Here is a 23,220-nt window from a genome sequence, read left to right on the forward strand (position 1 = left end):
GATCCCCTGACCCAGAAACCCGGCCCAGTGCCGGGTTTTCCATGTTTCAGCCAGGCCGAGGTGGCATTTCCAGAGCCTTGAACAACGCCGGTGCCGGCATCGGCCTGGCGAACAGGTAGCCCTGCAGGAACTGCACGCCGTGCTGACTGAGGTAGGTACTCTGTTCGACGGTTTCCACACCTTCGGCGACCAGGCCGAGCTCCAGGCGCACCGCCAGGTCGAGGATGTTGTCGAGGATATGCCGGGACAGGGCGTCTGAGCCGATCAGGGAGACGAAGCTGCGGTCGATCTTCAGGTAGTCGACGCGAAATTCACGCAGGTAGGCGAGGCTGGAGTGGCCGGTGCCGAAATCATCGATGGCGATGCGCACGCCCAGCTCGCGCAGCTGGGCGAACAGCTGTTCGGTCACTGGGGTGGAGGTGATCATCTGCCGTTCGGTGAGCTCCAGCACGAGGTTGATGTGCCCGGCCGGGAAGGCCGCCAGAAAGTCGCGACACTCTTCCAGCCGATGCAGATTCTGGCAGTGCGCCGCGGTGATGTTGATGCCGATATGAAAGCCTGGCGGCAGCTGCTCCACCCGGCTGGCGAAGTCGTCGCGTACCTGACCCATCAGCGCGCTGGTCATGGGTACGATCAGCCCCACACGCTCGGCCAGGGGGATAAATTGATCCGGCGGCACCAGGCCTTCTCTGGGATGCTGCCAACGCATCAGCACTTCCACGCCATCCCAGCTGCCGTTGCGAGCATCCACCAGCGGCTGGTAGTAGGGAATGAATTCGCCGGCTTCCAGGGCGCGCTGCAGCTCGCCGCTGGGCGAGGCCGAGCGCAGGCTGAAACGATAGGTCGCAGTGCCGGCCAGCGCGCCCAGCACCAGAAACAGCAGGAACTGCGGCACATAGTGGACACGCATGTACTGCAGCGAGGCGCCAGCGGGATAGCTGGCGAGTACCTTGAACGGATAGCGCGAAGACAGGGTGCTGAAGGGGTAGTCGGTGTTTTGCATCACTGCGCTCTGGCTGACCAGGCCATCGGCGGTCATCCAGTTCGCGCCGACCGAGAGCTGCAGGGGCACTTCCTGGCCATTGACCTGCAGCAGGTTGTTCAGGTGCTGGCCGTCGATACCGATAAGCACGCTGCCGTTGGCATCGCTCTGTCGGTAGACCAGCACGGCGCGTTCCGGGGTGACCGGGTTGCCCGGCATCAAGCGCAGGCGGCCGTCGCTGTAGGCGGCAGGCTCTTCGGCAATGTCGTAAGGGCCCATCAGCGAGGTGCAGTAAATGATGCCATCATGCACCAGGTTGACCGAGCGGGCGAAGGGGCTGGCGGTGGCCTCGCGACGAAGTTGCGGTTCCACTTCTGTGCAGGAGCGGCCCGCGAGTTCGACCACCGCATTAGCCGCCTGCGCCGCATTGTCGAGTACCCCTTCAAGCTGTGCCTGGGCACCCAGTGCGCTCTTTTGTGCGCGATCAGTCAGTAGCGTCGCGGCCTGCCAGTACATCAGTGGCATGCCCAGCAGCAGTGGCAGCGCCGCCACACTCAGCGAGGTGCTCAGCCGCCGAGCGCGTCCGCGCGAGCGAAGGGTGGAGAAGGGCATGAGGATCCTTGGTCCGGATGGCTGTAACGAGCTTAGCGAAAGACGTCCGACAAGAATGCTCGCTGCGTCTCGCAATTGGTGCCAAACGCCTATTATCGTGGCGTTCGCGAGTAATCACGGTCTGGCCGCTGGGGCTGCGACCAAGGTTCTGGAGCGCTAAGACCATGGTCGAATGGTTGAGCAGGAGGGCGATGGTTACAAATGTGGGCATAGAAAAACAACATTAATAAAGCCGAGGTGATTCAATGAGTGCTGCGTCCCTGTATCCCGTGCGCCCCGAGGTGGCGGCCAATACGATGACTGACGAGGCCACCTACAAGGCCATGTACCAGCAGTCGGTGATCAACCCCGATGGCTTCTGGCGCGAGCAGGCGCAGCGCCTCGACTGGATCAAGCCGTTCACCAAGGTCAAGCAGACTTCCTTCGACGACCATCACGTCGATATCAAATGGTTCGCCGACGGCACCCTGAACGTTTCCTACAACTGCCTGGACCGTCACCTGGAAGAGCGTGGCGATCAGATCGCGATCATCTGGGAAGGCGACGACCCGTCCGAGCACAAGGAAATCACCTACCGCCAGCTGCACGAGCAGGTGTGCAAGTTCGCCAACGCCCTGCGTGGCCAGGACGTGCACCGTGGCGACGTGGTGACCATCTACATGCCGATGATCCCCGAAGCGGTGGTGGCCATGCTGGCCTGCGCGCGCATCGGCGCCATTCACTCCGTGGTGTTCGGCGGCTTTTCGCCCGAAGCCCTGGCCGGACGCATCATAGACTGCCAGTCCAAGGTGGTGATCACCGCGGACGAAGGCCTGCGCGGCGGCAAGAAGATCCCGCTCAAGGCCAACGTCGACGACGCCCTGACCAACCCCGAGACCCGCAGCATCCAGAAGGTCATCGTGGTGCAGCGCACCGGCTCCGACATCAAGTGGAACCAGCACCGCGACATCTGGTTCGAGGACCTGATGAAGGTCGCCGGCAGCGTCTGCGCGCCGAAGGAAATGGGCGCCGAGGAAGCGCTGTTCATCCTCTACACCTCCGGCTCCACCGGCAAGCCCAAGGGTGTGCTGCACACCACCGGCGGCTACCTGCTGTACGCGGCGCTGACCCACGAGCGGGTGTTCGACTACAAACCAGGCGACGTCTACTGGTGCACCGCCGACGTGGGCTGGGTCACCGGCCACAGCTACATCGTCTACGGCCCGCTGGCCAACGGCGCGACCACCCTGCTGTTCGAAGGCATCCCCAACTACCCGGACGTGACCCGTGTGTCGAAGATCATCGACAAGCACAAGGTCAACATCCTCTACACCGCACCGACCGCGATCCGCGCCATGATGGCCCAGGGCGAAGCGGCCGTGGCCGGCGCCGACGGCTCCAGCTTGCGCCTGCTGGGCTCGGTGGGCGAGCCGATCAACCCGGAAGCCTGGGACTGGTACTACCGCAACGTCGGCAAGGAGCGTTGCCCGATCGTGGACACCTGGTGGCAGACCGAGACCGGCGGCATCCTCATCAGCCCGCTGCCGGGCGCCACTGCGCTGAAGCCGGGCTCGGCGACCCGTCCGTTCTTCGGTGTGGTGCCGGCGCTGGTCGACAACCTTGGCAACCTGATCGAAGGCGCCGCCGAGGGCAACCTGGTGATCCTCGATTCCTGGCCGGGCCAGTCGCGCAGCCTGTACGGCGACCACGACCGTTTCGTCGATACCTACTTCAAGACTTTCAAGGGCATGTACTTCACCGGCGACGGTGCGCGCCGCGACGAAGATGGCTACTGGTGGATCACCGGCCGCGTCGATGACGTGCTCAACGTGTCGGGCCACCGCATGGGCACCGCCGAGGTGGAAAGCGCCATGGTCGCTCATCCGAAGGTCGCCGAAGCGGCGGTGGTCGGCGTACCGCACGACATCAAGGGGCAGGGCATCTACGTCTACGTGACCCTGAACCAGGGCCAGGAGCCGTCCGAGCAGCTGCGCCAGGAGCTCAAGGCCTGGGTACGCAAGGAAATCGGTCCGATCGCCACGCCGGACGTGATCCAGTGGGCGCCGGGGCTGCCCAAGACCCGTTCGGGCAAGATCATGCGCCGCATCCTGCGCAAGATCGCCACGGCCGAGTACGACAGCCTTGGCGACATCTCCACCCTGGCCGACCCGGGTGTGGTGCAACACCTGATCGACACCCACAAGTCGATGCAGAGCGCCTGCGCCTGACCTGATCGCCCTGGACCCGAACGCCCCGCGCTGGCCCGCCAGCGTGGCGCGTTCGCTTTGAGCTATCGTCGGTGGACTTGCAAGTCAGAATTGGCTGATTTTTATTCTGTCAAGATGCCTGCAGGGCGCCGCTGCGGCTTCTGTAATTAGTTGTCGCATCTGGGAAATATCGCCTGCCGCGCTATCGCTAGAATGCCGCACTTCCGTGCGCCGTCCGCAGCCCTGCGTTACGCTGGCGAAGGCACCCCTCCATGGCCCGGCTTTACCTGCCTTGCGGCCAGTGAAACCCCATCCCTGTCAGGAGTTTCCCCATGAAGAAGATCGCACTGCTCGGCGCGCTGGCACTATCCCTGCTGTCGCCGCTGACCATGGCCCAGGAGGCCAAGGCGCTGCGTATCGGTATCGAAGCGGCCTACCCGCCGTTCGCCTACAAGACTCCCGACGGCAACATCACCGGCTTCGACTACGACATCGGTGTGGCCCTGTGTGAAGAAATGAAGGTCGAGTGCAAGTGGATCGAGCAGGAGTTCGATGGCCTGATCCCGGCCCTGAAGGTGCGCAAGTTCGACGCCGTGCTGTCGTCGATGTCGATCACCGAAGAGCGCAAGCGCGCCGTGGACTTCACTGGCAAGTACTACGCCACCCCCGCCAAGCTGGCGATGAAGAGCGGCGCGGTGATGAACGACGTGGCCAGCGACCTCAAGGGCAAGAAGATCGGCGTGCAGCGCTCCTCCGTGTATGACCGCTATGCCACCGATGTCTTCGCCCCGGCCGGTGCCGAGATCGTGCGCTACAGCTCGCAGAACGAAGTGTTCCTGGACCTCAGTGCCGGTCGCCTGGACGGCACCATCGCCGATTCGGTGAACATCGAAGACGGCTTCCTGAAAACCGAGGCCGGCAAGGGCTTCGCCTTCGTGGGCCCGGATTTCACCGAAGAGAAGTACTTCGGCGAAGGCCAGGGCATCGCCGTGCGCAAGGGCGACAAGGCGCTGGCCGACAAGATCAGCGCCGCGATCCTGGCCATCCGCGAGAACGGCAAGTACCAGGCCATTCAGGACAAATACTTCAGCTTCGACGTCTACGGCAAGTAACACCACGATCTGCCGAGCACGGGCCTGCGCTGTTCCAGCAGGCTCTGGCCATGGTGATTTCTTGTTGGAGGTGGCACACGCTGACTCGCGGCGTGTGCCACTTTTGCGTTGCATTTCCGGCGCCTGCGGGCGCACGCATGAGGTAAGCGGATGCTCAACGGCTACGGCTCGTCCATTATCGAGGGCGCCTGGCTCACCCTGATTCTGGCCCTGACCTCGATGGCGGTGGCGATCGTGCTCGGCCTGATCGGTGCGGCGTTTCGGCTGTCGCCGGTGCGCTGGCTGGCGGTGCTGGGGGAAACCTATTCGACGGTGATTCGCGGCATTCCCGACCTGGTGCTGATCCTGCTGATCTTCTACGGTGGCCAGGACATGGTGAACCGGGTCGCGCCGATGCTTGGCTACGACGACTATATCGACATCAATCCGTTCATCGCCGGTGTGTTCACCATGGGCTTCATCTTCGGTGCCTATCTGTCCGAGACCTTCCGCGGCGCCTTCATGGCCATTCCCAAGGGCCAGGCCGAGGCGGGCGCGGCCTATGGCATGAGCGGCCTGCAGGTGTTCCTGCGCATTCTGGTGCCGCAGATGATCCGCTTCGCCATCCCGGGCTTCACCAACAACTGGCTGGTGCTCACCAAGGCCACCGCGCTGATCTCGGTGGTCGGCCTGCAGGACATGATGTTCAAGGCCAAGAGCGCCGCCGACGCCACCCGCGAGCCCTTTACCTTCTACCTGGCGGTGGCCGGCCTGTACCTGCTGATCACCAGTGTCTCGCTGCTGGCCCTGCGTTACCTGGAAAAACGCTACTCGGTCGGCACCAAGGCTGCCGAGCTGTGAGGGCCGCACGATGATCTTTGATTACACCGTCATCTGGGACAGCCTGCCGCTGTATTTCGGCGGCGTGCTGGTGACCCTCAAGCTGCTGGCCATCGCATTGTTCTTCGGCCTGCTGCTGGCCATTCCGCTGGCGCTGATGCGCACCTCACGCTCGCCCTGGGTCAACGGCCCGGCCTGGCTGTACACCTATGTGATTCGTGGCACGCCGATGCTGGTGCAGTTGTTTCTCGTCTATTACGGCCTGGCCCAGTTCGCGGCGGTGCGCGAGAGCCTGCTGTGGCCTTACCTGTCCAACGCCACCTTCTGCGCCTGCGTAGCGTTCGCCATCAATACCAGCGCCTACAGCGCCGAGATCCTGGCCGGCAGCCTCAAGGCCACGCCCCATGGAGAGATCGAGGCGGCCAGGGCCATGGGCATGTCGCGGGCCAAGCTGTACCGCCGCATTCTCCTGCCGTCGGCACTGCGCCGCGCGCTGCCGCAGTACAGCAACGAAGTGATCATGATGCTGCACACCACCAGCCTGGCGTCGATCGTCACCCTGATCGACATCACCGGCGCGGCGCGCACCGTCAGCTCCCAGTACTACCTGCCGTTCGAGGCGTTCATCACCGCCGGCCTGTTCTACCTGTGCCTGACCTTCATCCTGGTGCGCCTGTTCAAGGTGGCCGAGCGTCGCTGGCTGGCCTACCTGGCCCCGCGACGTTCCTGAGCCCTCGGACTTCTGAAAGAGTGAAAAGCATGTACAAGCTCCAAGTGACGGACCTGCACAAGCGCTACGGCAGCCACGAGGTGCTCAAGGGCGTATCGCTGGCGGCCCGGGCCGGGGACGTGATCAGCATCATCGGCTCCAGCGGTTCCGGCAAGAGCACCTTCCTGCGTTGCATCAACCTGCTCGAGCAGCCCCATGCCGGGCAGATCCTGCTCAACGGCGAGGCGCTCAAGCTGGTGCCCGGCAAGGGCGGCGCCCTGCGCGCCGCCGACGACAAGCAGCTGCAGCGCCTGCGCTCGCGACTGGCCATGGTGTTCCAGCACTTCAACCTGTGGGCGCACATGAACGTGCTGGAAAACGTCATGGAGGCGCCGGTGCACGTGCTGGGCATGGGCAAGGCCGAGGCCCGCGACAAGGCCGAGCACTACCTGCAGAAGGTCGGCGTGGCCCATCGCAAGGCCGCTTACCCCGCCCATATGAGTGGCGGCGAGCAGCAGCGCGTGGCCATCGCCCGGGCCCTGGCCATGGAGCCGGAAGTGATGCTTTTCGACGAGCCCACCTCGGCCCTCGATCCCGAACTGGTCGGCGACGTATTGAAAGTCATGCGAGATCTGGCCGCCGAGGGGCGTACCATGGTGGTGGTCACCCACGAGATGGGCTTTGCCCGCGAGGTGTCCAATGGATTGCTGTTCCTGCATCAGGGCCTGGTAGAGGAGCAGGGCGACCCGCGCGAGGTGCTGGCCAACCCGCAATCTCAACGGCTGCAACAGTTCCTCAGCGGCAGCCTCAAGTAGTTGGCGTTATCATCCCCGACCTATCACTGCCTTCAGAGCCCAGCCTGCCCATCATGACTGCCCCCCGAATCGGCTTCCTGCTTTGGCCCTCCACCAAGCCCCTGACCCTGGCGCTGGCGGAAGAAGCCCTGAGCGTCGCCCAGCGCGTCCATCCGGAGGTGGTCTACGAGGTGGCGTTCCTGCAGGCCGAAGAGCCCGCCGAGGGCGCCTGGCGGCTGCCGGGCAGTTCCTGGGCGGCGGGCCTGGAAGGCTATCGCAAGCTGTTCCTGCTCGCCGACGAGCCACCGGCTGCCGTGGCACCGGCATTGGCCACGGCGCTCAAGCAGGTGGCGCGCAACGGTTGTTGCCTGGGCGCGGTGGCGGCGGGGGTCTACCCGCTGGCGCAACTGGGGCTGCTCGACGGTTACCGGGCATCGGTACACTGGCGCTGGCAGGACGACTTCGCCGAGCGTTTTCCGAAGGTGATCGCCACCAGCCACCTGTTCGACTGGGACCGTGATCGCCTCACCGCCTGTGGCGGCATGGCGGTGATGGACATGCTGCTGGCGCTGCTGGCCCGTGACCACGGCGCCGAGCTGGCCGGCGCGGTATCCGAGGAACTGGTGGTCGAGCGTATTCGTGAAGGGGGCGAGCGCCAGCGCATCCCCCTGCAGAACCGCCTCGGCTCCAGTCACCCCAAGCTGACCCAGGCGGTGCTGCTGATGGAGGCCAATATCGAGGAGCCGCTGACCACCGACGAGATCGCCCAGCACGTGTGCGTGTCGCGCCGCCAACTGGAGCGTATCTTCAAGCAGTACCTCAATCGCGTGCCCAGCCAGTACTACCTGGAGCTGCGCCTGAACAAGGCCCGCCAGCTGCTGATGCAGACCAGCAAGTCGATCATCCAGATCGGCCTGTCCTGCGGCTTTTCCTCGGGGCCGCATTTCTCCAGCGCCTACCGCAACTTCTTCGGCGCCACGCCGCGGGAAGACCGCAACCAGCGGCGCAGCAACAGCCCCTTCGAGCTGACCTCGGCGCCTGCGGAGCGCGGCTAGGCAACCGTCTCGATCGTCACCTCATCTCGCGGGCATGGACTAGGCGCCCCGCACGCTGCCACTGCATGCAGCAGCCAGGGTGGACCGGGGCGCGTAGCCGGCGCTTTTTGCGTCCACCCGCTGCAGGCTGCCTGCCGGCCCGGATCAGTGGCTCCAGATAATCCCGATCAGCAGGTAGCACAGCAGGGTCACCAGCACCACGCTGTAGAGGTTGATCACGAAGCCCGCCTTGATCATCGACTGGATGCGCATCAGCCCGGTGCCGAACACCAGGGCGTTGGGCGGCGTCGCCACCGGCATCATGAAGGCGCAACTGGCAATGATGGCCGCCGGGATGGCCAGCAGTTCCGGGGCAAGCCCCTGGGATACCGCCAGGGCTCCTACCAGGGGCAGGAATGCCGCGGCCGTGGCGGTGTTGGAGGTGATCTCGGTCAGCATGTTGATGGTCAGCACCACTACGCCGATGATCAACACCAGGGGCAGGCTGCCGATGCCTTGCAGACCTTCGCCGATCCAGCCTGCCAGCCCTGTGGTGGTGATGGTACCCGCCAGCGACAAGCCGCCGCCGAACAGAATCAGAATGCCCCAGGGCACCTTGTTGGCGGTGTTCCAGTCCATCAGCAAGACGCGGGTCGACCCCTCCCGCTGCGCCGGGATCAGAAACAGCGCCATGGCACCGATCATGGCGATCAAGGTGTCGTCGAGGGCGGTGACATATTGCGACAGCAGCGGCTGGGTAACCCAGGCCATGGCGGTACAGCCGAACACCAGGGCCACGCGCTTTTCACCGGCCGACCAGTTGCCGAGCTCGGCGAGTTCCTGGCGCAGCATCGCGCGGCTATCGCCACCCTCCAGCTCGAAGCCGCCGCGGGTCAGCCACCACCAGGTGAACACCAGCATGCAGCTCGACACCGGTACGCCGATGAGCATCCATTGGCCGAAGCCGATATGCACATCGTGGTTCTCGCGCAGGTAGGCGGCAAGCAGGGCATTGGGCGGCGTGCCGATCAGCGTGGCGATGCCGCCGATACTGGCGGCATAGGCGATACCCAGCAGCAGCGCGGTCGCGAAGCGCTCATGCTCGCGCTCGTCGCCCCGCTGGGTGAGCATGCTGATGACCGACAGGCCGATGGGCAGCATCATGATGGCGGTTGCCGTATTGCTGACCCACATGGCCACCAGCGCCGTGGCCAGCATGAAACCACCGACCTGACGCGCTGGCTGGTTACCGACGGCTATCAGTGTGCGCAGGGCCATACGCTTGTGCAGGTTCCAGCGCTGCATGCCAAGCCCTAGCAGGAAGCCGCCGAGGAACAGGAAGATGGTCGGGTTGGCGTAGGGAGAGGTGGCCTGCTGAATGGTGCCGATGCCCAGCAGCGGGATCATCGGGATGGGCAGCAGGGCGGTAGCAGGGATGGGAATGGCTTCGGTCGCCCACCAGGTGGCCATCAGGCCAATAAGGCCGGCGGTCAGCCAGGCTTCCCGGCTGAGGCCGGCCGGCGGCTCGCTGGCAATGCAGGCAAGGAGTAACAGAGGCCCGAGAAACAGGCCGATACGGGCGGCCAACAGTGCTCCACTGGATTGTTCTGGTTTGCTCATTGTCTTGTTCTCGTTGTTTTTTTCGCCGAGAACTATGACCCCTGACGCTCTATATGGGGCGTTGCAGCTGTTTCAGCAGGTTTCCCGTGCCTGCTCAGGCACAGGGCGGCAGGGCCATGATCGGCAGGGCGATGAACACCACGGCGATGGCGCCGATCAGGTGCCCAGCCGCCGAGACACTGGCCAAGAAGCGCTCGCGTTCACTGCAGTGCGGGCGCTTGGCGGCCTGCTGGAACAGCCGCGCCAGGCCCAGCAACAGGCCGGCGGTGAGCAGCGACAGCAGGCCCAATGACAGGTTGAGCCAGGTCCAGGGGCCGTCTTCCAGCGGCGGCGGGGCCACCGAGCAACCGACCCCCTGGCCACCGTACAAGGCAACGAACCACAGGCTCCAGATGCTCAGGCCGGTGGCGATATGAACCGGGTTGTAGACCGAGCGCAGGCTTCGCATCAGGCGCCTCCGAAAGCAGGTGGGAAGAGGGCGATGGCAAAGTAGCTGACCCACAGCACACCGAGGTTGTAGGCCCACAGCTGGGCGACCACCAGCGGCTCGTAGGGCGAATCGGCGCCGACATAGCCGATACGTACGCGCAATGCCTGCAGCATGCTGAGGATGCTGGCGAGCAGGGCATGGCCAAGGCTGTAGGCGAGCATCACGAAGATCACCGCATCGTGGGCGCGGGCGGTCGGCTCCAGCGTTTCGCTGAGCAGCGCGACCAGCAGCAGAGCGCCCTGCACCAGGCCAATCGCGGCCAGGCCGAGCTGGCAGGCGAGTAGCCCGCGGGCGTCGCCCAGGCGCAGCCGTGCCAGTACGCGGCGGTGCCAGGGGGTCGCCAGGCTGAGTAGCAGAGCGGCGGCCAGCAGCAACCAGTGGTTGATCACCGGTGCGTCCGGCACCTGCCAGTTCGGCGCCACCGTCCACAGGTAGAACCAGCCGAACAGCAGCGACAGGTACAGCGCGCCGTTGGACAGCAAGGTCACGCCCATGCCCCACAGGCCAGGGCCATCACAGGTGCGCGAATGCAGCGGCGGCTCATGGGGTTGGGTACGGGCATCCGGCGCGGCCTTGGGGTGGGCGCCGTTCTCCCAGCTCCAGCGCAGCAGCACCACGATCGCGGCACAACAGGCGAACAGCGCCAGCAGGTAGGTCTTGGCCAGCAGGCTCAGGCACAGCATGGCGATGAAGCAGGCGGCGATAAATGGCAGCCAGCTGTTGCCGGGCAGGTGGACGATCTCCCGCACCTTGCCGGTCAGCGGATCGACCCCCCAGGTTTCCCGGCGGCCGTGGTCGATCACCGTCAGGGCGTGCTCGCCGCGGGCCATGCTTTCGCCCAGGTCCGGGTCGCGCCACAGCGGGTGGCGGTCGGTGACCTTGGCCAGGCTGACGAAGTTGTAGGGGTTGGGCGGCAGGCTGGTGGCCCATTCCAGGGTGTCGGCCTGCCAGGGGTTGTTGCCGGCGGGCTTGCCGTAGCGGTAATGCAGCACCAGATCCAGCAGCAGGGTGGCGATACCGATCACCATGATGAAGCTGCCGATGGACGAGACCAGGTTGGGCATGTCCCAGCCCAGACCCGTTTCATAGGTATATACCCGCCGCGGCATGCCCAAGAGGCCGGTCCAGTGCATGATCAGGAAGGTCATGTTGAAACCGATGAACACCAGCCAGAAGCCCCATTTGCCGAGGCGTTCGGAGGCCATGCGCCCGGAGAAGTGCGGCAGCCAGTAATACAGCCCGGCGATCAGCGGAAACAGCATGCCGCCGATCAGCACGTAGTGAAAATGAGCGACCACGAACTGGGTGTCGTGGACCTGCCAGTCGAACGGCACCAGGGCCAACATCACCCCGGTCAGCCCGCCGCACACGAAGATGATCAGGAAGCCCACCAGCCACAGCATCGGTACGTTGTAACGCGGTTTGCCGAGCCACAGCGTGGCGATCCAGGAGAACACCTGAATCGCCGTGGGAATCGCTACCAGCATGCTCGCGGCGGAAAAGAACGCCTGGGCCAGCTGCGGGATGCCCACCGTGAACATATGGTGCACCCACAGGCCGAAACTGATGAAACCGGTGCTCAGCACGCCCAGCACCACGGCGCGGTAGCCCACCAGCGGGCGGCCGCAGAACACCGGCAGCAGGGTGGAAACGATACCGGCCGCCGGCAGGAAGATGATGTACACCTCGGGATGGCCGAACAGCCAGAACAGGTGCTGCCAGAGCAGCGGATCACCGCCGCGCGCCACCTCGAAGAACGGCAGGCCGGCGGCGCGTTCCAGTTCCAGCAGGATGCTGCCGAGGATCAGCGGCGGGAAGCCGATGACGATCATCATCGCCATGGTGAGGATGTACCAGGCGTAGATCGGCATCCTGTTCAGCGCCATGCCCTCGGCGCGGGTGCGCAGGATCGACACTACAAGCTCGACCCCGGCCGACACCGCGGAGATTTCCACGAAGGTGATGCCCAAGAGCCAGAAGTCGGCGTTGAGGCCCGGCGAATGCGCCGCGCTGGACAGCGGCGTGTACATGAACCAGCCGGCATTGGGCGCCACACCGAACAGCAGGCTGGAGCAGATGATCAGCCCGCCGAACAGGTAGCACCAGTAGCCGAGGGCCGACAGGCGCGGGAACACCAGGTCGCGGGCGCCAAGCATCTTGGGAATCAGGTAGACCGCCAGGCCTTCCATCATCGGAACGGCGAACAGGAACATCATCACCGTGCCGTGCATGGTGAACACCTGGTTGAACACCTCCGGGCCCATGAAGGCATTGCCCGGCAGCGCCAGCTGGGTACGGATCAGCATGGCCAGCAGGATGCCGAAAACGAAGAAGCACAGCCCGGTGACCATGAAGCGCAGGCCCAGGGTGGTGTGATTGACGATGGTCAGCGCCCGCCAGCCGCGCGGGTTGCCCCAGACGTCGTCGAACTGGTCGTGCAGGGCATCGGCCTCGGCGGTTTCGCGGCACTGTTCCTGGCGTGTGTCATTCATGGTTCGAGGCCCTCCAGCCAGGTGGCGATGGCCTGCAGGTGCTCGGCATCGAGGTCGTCGGTCAGCGGCATACCGGTGCCCGGTTTCAGGCGTCCGTGCTCGCGGAGCCAGGTCAGCGTGGCGCCGGATTCGTTGGCCAGCAGGCCACCGCCGAGGTGGCGGCGGCTGGCCAGGTCGGTAAGGTCCGGGGCGCGATTGCCGGCGCTGACGCCGGCCACCCGGTGGCACATGCCGCAGTGGGCGAGAAAGGTGTCGGCGGCCGGGCCTTGCAGCGCGTCGACCCGGGGCTCGCGGCGGGCGTCGATCCAGGCAGCGAAGTCGTCTTCGCTGTGCGCCTGCACGTCGAGCACCATATGGCTGTGCTGGGTGCCGCAGAACTCGGTGCACTGGCCGCGAAAGGTGCCGGGCTCGTCGGCCTGCAGGCGGATGCGGTTCTCGCGGCCGGGAATCATGTCGATCTTGCCGCCCAGGCGGGGCACCCAGAAGGAGTGGATCACGTCGGCGCTGCTGACCGCGATGTCCACCGGCCGGCCGGCCGGCAGGTGCAGCTGGTTGGCGGTCACCACGCCACTGTCCGGGTAGCGCACCTCCCACCACCACTGGTGGCCGATCACCTCGATCTGCAACGGCCGCTCGCCGAGGATCGGCAGCTGCATCATGCGCTGGCCCACCGGAATGCCGAAGGCCAGCAGCAGTACGATGGTCACCGAGGGCAGCAGGATGCCGCCGCCGATCAGCCAGCGCCGCTGGATGCGCCGGGCCTCCTCGAGCGAATACTCGCGCGGTTTACGCCACAGGGCGTAGATCCACAGGGCGCTGACCACCACCAGCACCAGGGTGAAGAAGCCGCACATGGCCCACCACAGCAGGGCGATGTCCCGCGCCGCTGGGCCGGCAGGGGCCAGAATTGATTGGTCACCACTGCACGCGGAGATAATCGGAACTGCTGCGGCGACTGCGGTCAACTTGAGTAGGGTCGCGCAAGCACGGCCTTTTCTCGAATCGACAGGGAGGCCGCCATGGCTGAGCAACAAGAGTCCATCATCAGTCGCGCGGCCATCGCCGGGCACCCGCTGCACCCGATGATGATCCACTTTCCGGTCGCCGCGCTGCTGGGCCTGGTGGCCACCGATTTCGCCTACTTCTGGACCACCGACCCATTCTGGGTGCGCGCCAGCCTGTGGCTGGCCGGCGTCGGCGCGGTCGGCGGCTGGATTGCCAGCATCGCCGGGCTGATCGACCTGCTGACCGTCAAGCGCATTCGCCAGAAGATCAGCGCCTGGTGCCACGCCATCATCGCCGTGATGATGCTGTCCCTGGCGTCGCTCAACTGGATGCTGCGCTACCGCCACGGCGAGGAGGGGTTCGAAATCTGGGCGTTCTATCTGTCGTTGTTCACCGCCGGGCTGATCGCCATCGCCGCGTACCTGGGCGGGCGCCTGGTCTATGAGCATGCCGTGGGTGTCGACGTCGAGTAGATCCGGCTTGGGCCCGCCTGCATTCATGGGTGGGTAGCTCCTGGTCAGAAAGGTTTGGCGATCACCAGCCACAGGGTGGCGGCAATCATGCCGAAGGTGATGCCGCCCAGCGCCGCGCAGGCGACGGTCAGGGCAGGACGTGGCTGGCGTTCGCACTGCAGGATCAGCAGGCCGCACAGCGCGTGGCAGATGACCATCACTGCCACGGTGGTGAGCTTGGCCACCAGCCAGATGCCAAAGGTGCCGTCACGCAGGAACAGGGCGGTGCCGCTGCCGATGGCGATCAGCGCGGCAGGCGTGGCCACCAGGGTGAAGATCGTGCGGTTGAGTACCGGATGGCCGGGGCGCTCCACGCTGTAGGCCGTGCGGCAGTTGGCTGCGATCAGCGCAGGCAGGTAGAGCAGGGTGCCGCACCAGGCGAACAGTGCGGTGAAGTGCAGCAGTTTCAGCAGTGGCATCGGCGCCCTCCATTGCCAGTCGTCCTGAGGTCTGCCTGTGTGACCCTGGCCGGCGAAACCCGGTTCGACCTTTTCGCCGCTCTCACCAGGCGGCCACCGCAGCCTTCACTCGACCCTTGCAGGCCGCATTCTGCCTGGCCTGGCGCCGCTGCCACATGCAGCGTAAGGGCGCTGCGCCGGTCCTGAAGGTATCCGCGGTTGTGTCACTGAATGTGTGGGCATGGTGGTGCGACCCGACAGGGTGTGACCCCGTGACGGGCGCGGCGCCCTGGCAGGCGTGGTAAACTTGGCGCCACTTCGCAGCCAATCGGGCTGCCCACTGTCGCGCTGGCGGCAGCCACTTCCAGCTGGCCGCAAGGCCGGGAGATCGGATAGATGCACACGACGCAGTTGGTCGATCCCTTCGGCCGGCGCATTACCTACCTGCGACTGTCAGTGACCGATCGCTGTGACTTCCGCTGCACATACTGCATGAGCGAGGACATGGTCTTCGCGCCCCGTTCGCAGATCCTCAGCCTCGAAGAGCTGTACAACGTCGCCGATGCGTTTATCGGGTTGGGCGTCAAACGCATTCGCATCACCGGCGGCGAACCGCTGGTGCGCAAGAATCTGCTCAGCCTGCTGCGTCGCCTGGGCGAACGCAGTGAACTCGAAGACCTGTCGATCACCACCAATGGTTCGCAGCTAGCGCATATGGCGAACGACCTGCGCGCCGCTGGCGTCACCCGCCTGAACGTCAGCCTCGATTCGCTGCAACGCGAGCGCTTTGCCGCGTTCACCCGCCGCGACATGCTCGACCAGGTGCTCGCCGGCATCGACGCAGCAGCTGCGGCGGGCTTCCGGCGCATCAAACTCAACAGCGTGGTGCAGACCGGTCGCAACGACGACGAAGTGCTGGGTCTGGTCGAGTACGCCATGGCCCGGGGCCTGGACATCAGTTTCATCGAAGAGATGCCGCTTGGCAGCGTGGTCAGCCACCAGCGCGAGCAGACCTTCTGCTCCAGCGACGTGGTGCGCCAGCGCATCGAGCAACGTCATGCGCTGGTGCGCAGCAGCCATGTCACCGGCGGGCCGTCGCGTTACTGGCAGGTCAGCGGCAGCGACACCCGCGTGGGTTTCATCTCGCCGCACAGCAACAACTTCTGCGGCGACTGCAACCGAGTGCGCGTCACCGCCGAAGGCAAGCTGGTGCTCTGTCTGGGACATGACAACGCACTGGATCTGCGCAGCCTGATGCGTGCCCATCCGTGCGACAGCGAGCGCCTGCGCGAGGCCTTGGTCGGTGCGCTGCAGCTCAAGCCCGAGCGCCATCACTTCGAGACCGACGAGCAGGTGCAGGTCATACGTTTCATGAGCATGACCGGCGGCTGAGAATCTATCCACAGTCAGCTGCGCGTCGGCCCTGCTTCGTTGAAAGCAAGCTCGGCCTGCTCATTTACAGCTCGCGAAGTCGCCCGCGACTCCGACCGGTTCTCGCTTGCTTTCGCCTCGCAGTTCTCTAGCTCGCAAGACTTTGCACAGATTCTGGTCGTTTTTGCTATCCAGACGAGCGGTTCGCGCCCAGGCGGTGCGGGCCTTTGCCCACAGCCGGCTGATCGCCGTTTAGCTGGCTCGCCGGAATTTCCCTGAACCTCCGCGACAGGCGCTCACTCAACTTAAGGGAGCGGCCCATACAGGGCTATTTTCTGAAGCGACGAGGAGATTCAAAGTGGATAACAAAGACGTTATTTCGGTACTGAACGACCTGATCGAAACCAGCAAAGACGGCGAGAAAGGCTTCAGCGAGTGTGCCGAAGACGTGAAAGAGCCGCGCCTCAAAACCTTCTTCGTTCAGCGTTCGCAGGACTGCGCCAGCGCCGCAGCCGAGCTGCAGCAACTGGTACGTGGCCTGGGCGGCGACCCGGAAACCAGCTCCAGCGTTTCCGGTGCCCTGCACCGTGGCTGGGTCGACCTGAAATCGCTGCTGACCGGCAAGAGCGAAGAGGCCATCCTCAATGAGTGCGAGCGCGGTGAAGACGTCGCCCTCAAGGCCTATCGTGAAGCCCTGCAGAAAGACCTGCCAAGCAACGTTCGCGTTGTTCTGGAAAAGCAGATGCAAGGCGTACAGCGCAACCATGATCAGGTCAAGGCACTGCGTGATTCCGCCCGCGCCAACTGATCGACGCTGATTGAAAAAAGGATGCCCGCGGGCATCCTTTTTTGTGCCTGCAATGGCAGCGGTGATGGTCATCGAGAATAGTTCTTACTGACGTTTGGGCGAGCGTTTGTTACCCTATGTTTCCGTTTTTTCTGCTGGCGCTCGTCGCCGGCTCGCCGTGCAGTAAAGGTTCTTCCCTCCATGACCATCCCCGTGTTCCTGGCTCGCCCCATGGCGGCCCTGTGTCTGGTCTGCAGCGTCGCTGCCCAGGCCACCGACTATCCGCTCACCGTCACCGACCTGGCCGGCCGCCAGGTGACCCTTGAGCACGAGCCCCAACGCATCGTGCTCCAGGATGGGCGCGACCTGTTCGCCCTGGCGTTGCTGGACCGTGATGACCCGTTCAAGCGCATCACGGTATGGAACAACATCATCAAGCGCTCCGATCCCAATACCTGGCAGGCCTTCCAGAAGCGCTGGCCGGAGAGTTCCGGGCAGGCCATCGACATGCAATTCGGCGACGAGGGCGACATGAACCTCGAAGCCGTGGTTGCCGGCAAACCCGACCTGCTGGTATTCCAGCTGCGTGCGCGCAGATCCCTGGAAGGTGCAGGCGTCGAGCGCAAGCTGGCGGCGCTGAACATTCCGGCGATCTATGTCGACAGCGACCTGGACCCGGTGCCCAACGGCCAGCAGAGCGTGGCGCTGCTCGGCAAGGTGCTCAACCGCGAGGCCCGCGCCAGGGAGTACCTGGATTTCTACAAGGTGCGCCTGGCGAAGGTCGACAAGGGGGTCGCCGAGCAGGGCAAGCGCCCGCTGGTGTTCGTCGAGGCCAAGGCCGGGCAGGGCGGTGCCACCAGCTGCTGCTTCACCCACGGCGACGTGTACTGGGGCAAGCTGGTGCAGGCGGCCGGCGGCGATAACCTCGGCAGCCGGCTGCTGCCTGGCGCCACGGGCGACGTGACCCTGGAAACGGTGATCAGCCGGAAACCCGACGTCTACCTGATGAGCGGCACCCAGTTCCCGGGCAGTGCCTCGATTTCGCCACCCTTCGGCTTCGGCCCCAGGGTGCAGCAGGCGGCCATAGACAAGGCCATGCAGCAACTGTTGCAGCGTCCCGGCATGGCGCAGCTGAGTGCCGTGCAACAGGGTCGCGTGTATGGCGTGTATCACCAGTTCTATGCCAGCGCCTGGAACATTCTGGCGGTCGAGTACCTGGCCCAGGCCTTTTATCCGCAAGCCGCCACTGGCCTGGATCATGCCGCCAGTACCCGCGCGCTGCTGGGCATGACCGGTCTCGGCGACGTGCCGGCGATTCTGTTCGGCCAGGCGCCTGCCAATGAGTGAGTCCGCGCTAGGCGCAGCCCCGGCCGAGGGCTACCAGCAACGCTATGCGCGCACGGTCTGGCATCGCTGCCTGCTGCTGGCCGGGCTGGTGCTGGTGGCCTTGATCGCGTTCATCGCCGATCTGGTGGTGGGCTCGGGGACCCTGAGTTTTGCCGATGCGCTGCAGGGGCTGTTCACCCCGGATCGGGTAGATGCCTCCACACGGGTGATCCTCTGGGAGCTGCGCATGCCGATGACGCTGATGGCGGTGCTGGCCGGCACCTGCCTGGCGCTGGCTGGGCTGATCATGCAGACGGTGCTCGACAACCCGCTGGCCGAACCCTTCACTCTGGGCATTTCCTCGGCGGCGGGCTTCGGCGCCGCGCTGGCGCTGACCTTCAACCTGTCCCTGGCGCAGTGGCTGCCGGGTTTTGGCGCTGAGATGCTGGTGACGGCCAACGCCTTCCTGTTCTCGCTGCTCACCGTCGGCGTGATCCTGCTGCTGACCCGCGGGCAGATCGGCCTGCAGGCCATCACCCTGCTGGGTATCGCCGTGCATTTCGTGTTCAGCTCGTTGCTCGGCCTGGTGCAGTACGTGTCCAGCGTCGATCAGCTGCAGAGCATCGTGTTCTGGCTGATGGGCTCGCTGCTCCACGTGACCTGGAGCAAGGTCGGGCTGTGCGCCGTCATCGCCCTGGTGGCGGTGCCGCTGGTGCTGCTGCAGGCCTGGGCACTGACCGCGCTGCGCAGTTTCGGCGAGCAGGCGGTGGTGTTCGGCATCCGCGTCAAGCGCGTGCGCACCAGCATGCTGGTGCTGGCCGCGCTGCTCGCCGGTGCGGTGACCTCGGTGGTCGGCATCATCGGCTTCGTCGGCCTGGTCGCACCCCATGTGGCGCGCCTGCTGGTTGGTGAGGATCAGCGTTTCACCATCGGCGTGACCCTGGCCTGCGGCATCATCTTCGTCACCCTGGCGTCCCTGGCCAGCAAGCTGATCGTGCCGGGCGCGGTGCTGCCGATTGGCATGGTCACCTCGCTGATCGGCCTGCCGTTCTTCATCATCCTGATCCTGCGTGACCGGAGGCTGACCTCTCGATGAGTTTCCTCACCCAGGATTACCGCGTTTCCATCGGCGGCCGGCCGATCATCCGCGACTTCGCCGTGCGTGCCGAAGCGGGGCGCACCCTGGCCCTGCTCGGCGCCAACGGCGCGGGCAAGTCGACCTTCATGAAAGGCCTGTGCGGCCTGCTGCGCGCCGAGGGCTCGGCGACCATCGACGGCACCCAGCTGATCGGCCTGGAGCCGGCGTTGCGGGCGCGGCTGATCGGCTACGTGGCCCAGGATCTGACCCACCTCGATGTGCGCCTGTCGACCTACGAGCTGCTCTTGCTGGCGCAGCATGGCGGTGCCCGGGGCTGGGCGACCCAGCGCGACAGCCAGCGCCGCGCCAGCGACGTGCTCGACCTGCTGGGCCTGCAGCGTTTCGCCGAACAGCAGCCCGGGCAGTTGTCCGGCGGTGAGCGGCAGATGATTTCCCTCGCCCTGGCGCTGGTGCGCAGCCCGCGCCTGCTGCTGCTCGACGAGCCGACCTCGGCGCTGGACCTGGCCAACCAGTTGCACATGCTCGAGGCGGTCAGCGCTTATACAAGGCGCGAGAATATCGTCACCCTGGCGATCTTCCACGACATGAACCTGGCCAGCCGTTACGCCGACGATGCGCTGATGATCAGCCAGGGGCGCGTGCATGGCTGCGGCACTGTGGAAGAGATGCTCACCCCCGAGCATCTGGCGCAGGTGTACGGTGTGGATTGCCGAACGCTGAGCGTGGACGAGGGCGCCTATACCGCGATCTATCCGGTGTCGGTGATCGGCGCGTAAAGCTCCAGGGTATAGCGGCGCTCAACCCGAGCTACAGGTAGCCGACTAACACCTGTGGGAGCGGGCGGGGACGCCTAGTCCATGCCCGCGAAGCTGTCGCGGGCATGGCCCGCTCCCACATTCTCACATGCCGGGTAATCAGCCGAAGTCCACCCTCGATGTGAGGCTGCAGCTTTCTCGCAATCTGCGGCTCAGCCATCCCGCCGATGCACGCTGTTCCCCGCAGCAAAGGTCTCTCTGACCATCCGATCATCACCCAGGGTAATCAGCGCGAACAGCCGTTCGGCCAGGTTGCCGCTCTGCCGCAGGCGGTAGTCGATCAGCGGCGTGGCCTGGTAATCGAGCACCACGAAATCCGCGTCCTTGCCGGCCGCGAAGTTGCCGATGCGCTCGTCCAGATACAGCGCCCGGGCGCTGCCCAGGGTGGCCAGGTACAGGGACTTGAACGGGTCGAGCTTCTGCCCCTGCAGCTGCATGATCTTGTACGCCTCACTCAACGAACGCAGCTGCGAGAAGCTGGTGCCGGCGCCGATATCGGTGCCCAGACCGACGCGTACCTTGTGCTGCTCCATGCGCTTGAGATCGAACAGGCCGCTGCCGAGAAACAGGTTGGAGGTCGGGCAGAAGGCCACCGCCGAGCCGGTTTCCGCCAGGCGCTGGCATTCGGCGTCGCACAGGTGCACCGCGTGGGCGAACACCGAGCGTGGGCCGGTCAGCTGGTGCTGGTCGTAGACATCCAGGTAGCCGCTGTTGTCCGGGAACAATGCCTTGACCCACTCGATTTCCTGGCGGTTTTCCGACAGGTGCGTGTGCAGGTACAGATCGGGGTATTCACGCAGCAGGCGCCCGGCCATGGCCAGTTGCTGCGGCGTGCTGGTCGGCGCGAAGCGCGGCGTCACCGCGTAGTGCAGGCGGCCCTTGCCGTGCCAGCGCTCGATCAGCTCGCGGCTGTCGGCGTAGCCCGATTCGACGGTGTCGGTCAGTGCCTCGGGGGCGTTGCGGTCCATCAGCACCTTGCCGGCGATCATGCGCAGGTTCAGTGCCCTGGCCACTTCGAAGAAGGCGTCCACCGATTGCTTGTGCACGCTGCCGAATACCAGGGCAGTGGTGGTGCCGTTGCGCAGCAGTTCCTTGACGAATACCTCGGCCACTTCGCTGGCGTGGGCCTTGTCGGCGAAGCGCATCTCGGTCGGGAAGGTGTAGGTGTTCAGCCAGTCGAGCAACTGCTCGCCATAGGCGCCGATCATGCCGGTCTGCGGGAAGTGGATGTGGGTGTCGATAAACCCAGGGGTGATCAGCGCGTTCTCGTAGTGGGTCAGGGCGACGCCGGACAGCCGCGGCAGCAGCTCGGCAGCCGGGCCCACTTCATGCACCTTGCCGTCCTCGACCAGCAGAATGCCGTCTTCGAAATAGGCGTAGGACGCCTCGATGCCGACTTCGGCCGGGTCGGCCAGGCTGTGCAGAATGGCGCCGCGGTAGGCGTGGGAACTAGTGGACATGGGGCCTCGATAGAAATCCGCTGGAGCGGTGCTGGGCTTCGCGGAAGGCGATGCCCGCTGGGCGAGCGCCATGACAAGGGGCGCTCGCAGCTGTGAACCGGGATTCTGCGTGACAAGCGCGGTGTCGACAACCATGGCCGTCGCTGAGGCGAATGTTGACCTTATGGTCAGATGCTGGGGCGAGGCGCTACGTCGTCGAGTCTGGCCGTTGGTGCATCGGCCTTCAGGGTCTCCGGCATGCCCAACAGCAGCAGCACCGCACAACCGGCCACGGCGGCAAGCACCAGGAAGGCGCTGTCGTAACCATTGGCCTCGGCGACATATCCGGCCAGGCCGTTGCTCAACGCCGCCCCGATACCGAACACCAGGCTGACGCTGGCCAGGCTGACGTTGAAGTGGCCGCTGCCGTGGGTCAGGTCGCGCACCATCAATGGGATCAACGCACCGAACAGGCCGGCGCCGATGCCGTCGAGCAGCTGCACCGAGACCAGCCAGAGCGGATCGTCGCTGAGCGTATAGAGCACGCCACGGATCGGCAGAATCAGAAAACCGGCCAGCAGCAACGGTTTGCGCCCCCACAGGTCGGCGCGGGCACCGACCAGCATGGCCGCTGGAATCATCACCAGTTGGGCGGCGACGATACAGGCCGAGATCAGCGTGGTGGCCAGCTCAGGGTTGGCCAAGGCCAGTTTCTGCCCCACCAGCGGCAACATCGCCGCGTTGGCCAGGTGAAACAGCGCACAGCACAGCGCCAGCAGCACCAGCGGCGGCTGGGTGAGCAACTGCCGCAGCGGGGTCAGCGCCATACCGGGTTCACGGCCCCGGGCCTGGTCGGCATCGATGGCGCGCGCCGGGATGCTCAGCGCCGACAGCAGGCTCAGCAGGGCCATGGCGGTCATCAGATAGAACACCGCTACCGGGCCCCAGAGGTAGGCGAACAGCCCGGCCAGCAGTGCCGCCGTGGCGTTGCCGGCGTGGTTGAAGGATTCGTTGCGGGCGATACGTCGGGTAAAGGCTTTCGGCCCGACGATACCCAGGGTGATGCCGGCCAGCGCCGGGGCGAACACCGAGGACGCCATGCCGGCGGCGATCTGGCTCACCGCCACCCAGGCGAACTGCGCCTGCCACAGGGTGACCAGGCAGGCGAGGGTGACGAGGATGGAGGCGCTGACGATCAGCAGGCGCTTGTCGCGCACCCCGTCCACCAGGGCGCCAGCGGGAATCTGCGCCGCCAGCCCGGCCAGCCCGCCAAGGGCCATGACCAGGCCGATATCGCCGGCCTGCCACTTGTGCACCGACAGCAGGTAGATCGCCAGGTAGGGGCCGAGCCCGTCGCGTACATCAGCCAGAAAGAAATTCAGACGATCCAGTTTCGCGGCGCATGCGTACGTCGGCATGGAGAACCTCGGGCGGCAAGAAAACGCGCCAGGCGATTGCGCTGGCCTGGCGATTGGATGCCAGCGAAGCGGCGGCGTTCCATGTGCACAAGCGCTGCTCAGCTTCATGGCGCTGCTGTGCTAAACTCGCGGCCCCTCTGGCCATTGGCCAGGCCCCACGTTCCCCAAGCATCGCGCCTCAAGGACCTTTATGACGCCGT

General features: G+C 65.2%; 20 protein-coding genes. 12 read left to right on the forward strand and 8 right to left on the reverse strand.

Annotation, left to right across the window (positions count from 1 at the left end; all coding sequences use genetic code 11):
- Nucleotides 1–46: 46 nt before the first annotated feature.
- Entirely contained in the window at nt 47–1,594 is a 1,548-nt protein-coding gene (locus SA190iCDA_RS12490) for an EAL domain-containing protein (RefSeq protein ID WP_070888285.1), read from the reverse strand.
- Between the two features lie 245 nt (nt 1,595–1,839).
- On the opposite strand from SA190iCDA_RS12490, the gene acs reads away from it, so the two are divergent.
- From acs to argR, 6 genes are all read left to right on the forward strand, one after another.
- On the forward strand, nt 1,840–3,801 hold the full coding sequence (acs, locus tag SA190iCDA_RS12495) for an acetate--CoA ligase (protein WP_070888284.1): 1,962 nt from the start codon (nt 1,840–1,842) through the stop codon (nt 3,799–3,801).
- 311 nt (nt 3,802–4,112) lie between these two features.
- Entirely contained in the window at nt 4,113–4,892 is a 780-nt protein-coding gene (locus SA190iCDA_RS12500; protein ID WP_070888283.1) for an ABC transporter substrate-binding protein, read from the forward strand.
- 150 nt (nt 4,893–5,042) lie between these two features.
- Nucleotides 5,043–5,732 (forward strand): ABC transporter permease, encoded by a 690-nt coding sequence (locus SA190iCDA_RS12505; RefSeq protein WP_070888282.1) that lies wholly within the window; start codon nt 5,043–5,045, stop codon nt 5,730–5,732.
- 10 nt (nt 5,733–5,742) lie between these two features.
- The gene (locus SA190iCDA_RS12510; RefSeq protein WP_070888281.1) at nt 5,743–6,441 is read left to right on the forward strand and encodes an ABC transporter permease; all 699 of its coding nucleotides are present in this window, start codon (nt 5,743–5,745) and stop codon (nt 6,439–6,441) included.
- 29 nt (nt 6,442–6,470) lie between these two features.
- Nucleotides 6,471–7,235 (forward strand): ABC transporter ATP-binding protein, encoded by a 765-nt coding sequence (locus tag SA190iCDA_RS12515; RefSeq protein ID WP_070888280.1) that lies wholly within the window; start codon nt 6,471–6,473, stop codon nt 7,233–7,235.
- A 53-nt stretch (nt 7,236–7,288) separates the two neighbouring features.
- Nucleotides 7,289–8,269 (forward strand): transcriptional regulator ArgR, encoded by a 981-nt coding sequence (gene argR / locus SA190iCDA_RS12520; RefSeq protein ID WP_070888279.1) that lies wholly within the window; start codon nt 7,289–7,291, stop codon nt 8,267–8,269.
- A gap of 144 nt (nt 8,270–8,413) precedes the next feature.
- Here the strand turns inward: argR and SA190iCDA_RS12525 are convergent, their stop codons facing one another.
- The 4 genes from SA190iCDA_RS12525 to coxB all read right to left on the reverse strand — a co-directional run bounded on the left by SA190iCDA_RS12525 (nt 8,414) and on the right by coxB (nt 13,704).
- Nucleotides 8,414–9,868, reverse strand: coding sequence for an SLC13 family permease (locus SA190iCDA_RS12525; protein WP_070888278.1), 1,455 nt, complete (start codon nt 9,866–9,868; stop codon nt 8,414–8,416).
- Between the two features lie 94 nt (nt 9,869–9,962).
- Nucleotides 9,963–10,316, reverse strand: a complete 354-nt coding sequence (locus SA190iCDA_RS12530; protein WP_070888277.1) for a hypothetical protein — start codon at nt 10,314–10,316, stop codon at nt 9,963–9,965.
- Nucleotides 10,316–12,850 (reverse strand): cytochrome c oxidase subunit I, encoded by a 2,535-nt coding sequence (gene ctaD / locus SA190iCDA_RS12535; RefSeq protein ID WP_070888276.1) that lies wholly within the window; start codon nt 12,848–12,850, stop codon nt 10,316–10,318. Before ctaD ends, SA190iCDA_RS12530 begins: the two co-directional genes overlap by 1 nt.
- On the reverse strand, nt 12,847–13,704 hold the full coding sequence (gene coxB, locus SA190iCDA_RS12540; protein ID WP_070888275.1) for a cytochrome c oxidase subunit II: 858 nt from the start codon (nt 13,702–13,704) through the stop codon (nt 12,847–12,849). Before coxB ends, ctaD begins: the two co-directional genes overlap by 4 nt.
- Before the next feature lie 165 nt (nt 13,705–13,869).
- Here coxB and SA190iCDA_RS12545 point away from each other — a divergent pair, with 165 nt between their 5' ends.
- Entirely contained in the window at nt 13,870–14,328 is a 459-nt protein-coding gene (locus SA190iCDA_RS12545; RefSeq protein ID WP_070888274.1) for a DUF2231 domain-containing protein, read from the forward strand.
- Nucleotides 14,329–14,372: 44 nt separating this feature from the next.
- Here SA190iCDA_RS12545 and SA190iCDA_RS12550 read toward each other — a convergent pair whose 3' ends face one another.
- Entirely contained in the window at nt 14,373–14,786 is a 414-nt protein-coding gene (locus tag SA190iCDA_RS12550) for a CopD family protein (protein ID WP_070888273.1), read from the reverse strand.
- A gap of 375 nt (nt 14,787–15,161) precedes the next feature.
- On the opposite strand from SA190iCDA_RS12550, the gene moaA reads away from it, so the two are divergent.
- The 5 genes from moaA to SA190iCDA_RS12575 all read left to right on the forward strand — a co-directional run bounded on the left by moaA (nt 15,162) and on the right by SA190iCDA_RS12575 (nt 20,124).
- Nucleotides 15,162–16,157 (forward strand): GTP 3',8-cyclase MoaA, encoded by a 996-nt coding sequence (gene moaA, locus SA190iCDA_RS12555; RefSeq protein ID WP_070888272.1) that lies wholly within the window; start codon nt 15,162–15,164, stop codon nt 16,155–16,157.
- A gap of 337 nt (nt 16,158–16,494) precedes the next feature.
- Nucleotides 16,495–16,944 (forward strand): PA2169 family four-helix-bundle protein, encoded by a 450-nt coding sequence (locus SA190iCDA_RS12560; RefSeq protein WP_070888271.1) that lies wholly within the window; start codon nt 16,495–16,497, stop codon nt 16,942–16,944.
- A gap of 180 nt (nt 16,945–17,124) precedes the next feature.
- Nucleotides 17,125–18,270, forward strand: a complete 1,146-nt coding sequence (locus SA190iCDA_RS12565) for an ABC transporter substrate-binding protein (protein ID WP_083329927.1) — start codon at nt 17,125–17,127, stop codon at nt 18,268–18,270.
- The gene (locus tag SA190iCDA_RS12570; protein ID WP_070888270.1) at nt 18,263–19,345 is read left to right on the forward strand and encodes a FecCD family ABC transporter permease; all 1,083 of its coding nucleotides are present in this window, start codon (nt 18,263–18,265) and stop codon (nt 19,343–19,345) included. The genes SA190iCDA_RS12565 and SA190iCDA_RS12570 overlap by 8 nt, the downstream gene beginning before the upstream one ends.
- On the forward strand, nt 19,342–20,124 hold the full coding sequence (locus tag SA190iCDA_RS12575) for an ABC transporter ATP-binding protein (protein ID WP_070888269.1): 783 nt from the start codon (nt 19,342–19,344) through the stop codon (nt 20,122–20,124). Before SA190iCDA_RS12570 ends, SA190iCDA_RS12575 begins: the two co-directional genes overlap by 4 nt.
- Nucleotides 20,125–20,315: 191 nt before the next feature.
- On the opposite strand, the gene guaD is transcribed toward SA190iCDA_RS12575, so the two are convergent.
- Together guaD and SA190iCDA_RS12585 are read right to left on the reverse strand one after the other, a co-directional pair.
- Nucleotides 20,316–21,623, reverse strand: a complete 1,308-nt coding sequence (gene guaD, locus SA190iCDA_RS12580; protein WP_070888268.1) for a guanine deaminase — start codon at nt 21,621–21,623, stop codon at nt 20,316–20,318.
- A 167-nt stretch (nt 21,624–21,790) separates the two neighbouring features.
- Nucleotides 21,791–23,020, reverse strand: a complete 1,230-nt coding sequence (locus SA190iCDA_RS12585; RefSeq protein WP_070888267.1) for an MFS transporter — start codon at nt 23,018–23,020, stop codon at nt 21,791–21,793.
- Nucleotides 23,021–23,220: the final 200 nt, after the last annotated feature.

The sequence above is a fragment of the Pseudomonas argentinensis genome (assembly GCF_001839655.2).
Taxonomy (GTDB): Bacteria; Pseudomonadota; Gammaproteobacteria; order Pseudomonadales; family Pseudomonadaceae; genus Aquipseudomonas; species Aquipseudomonas argentinensis_B.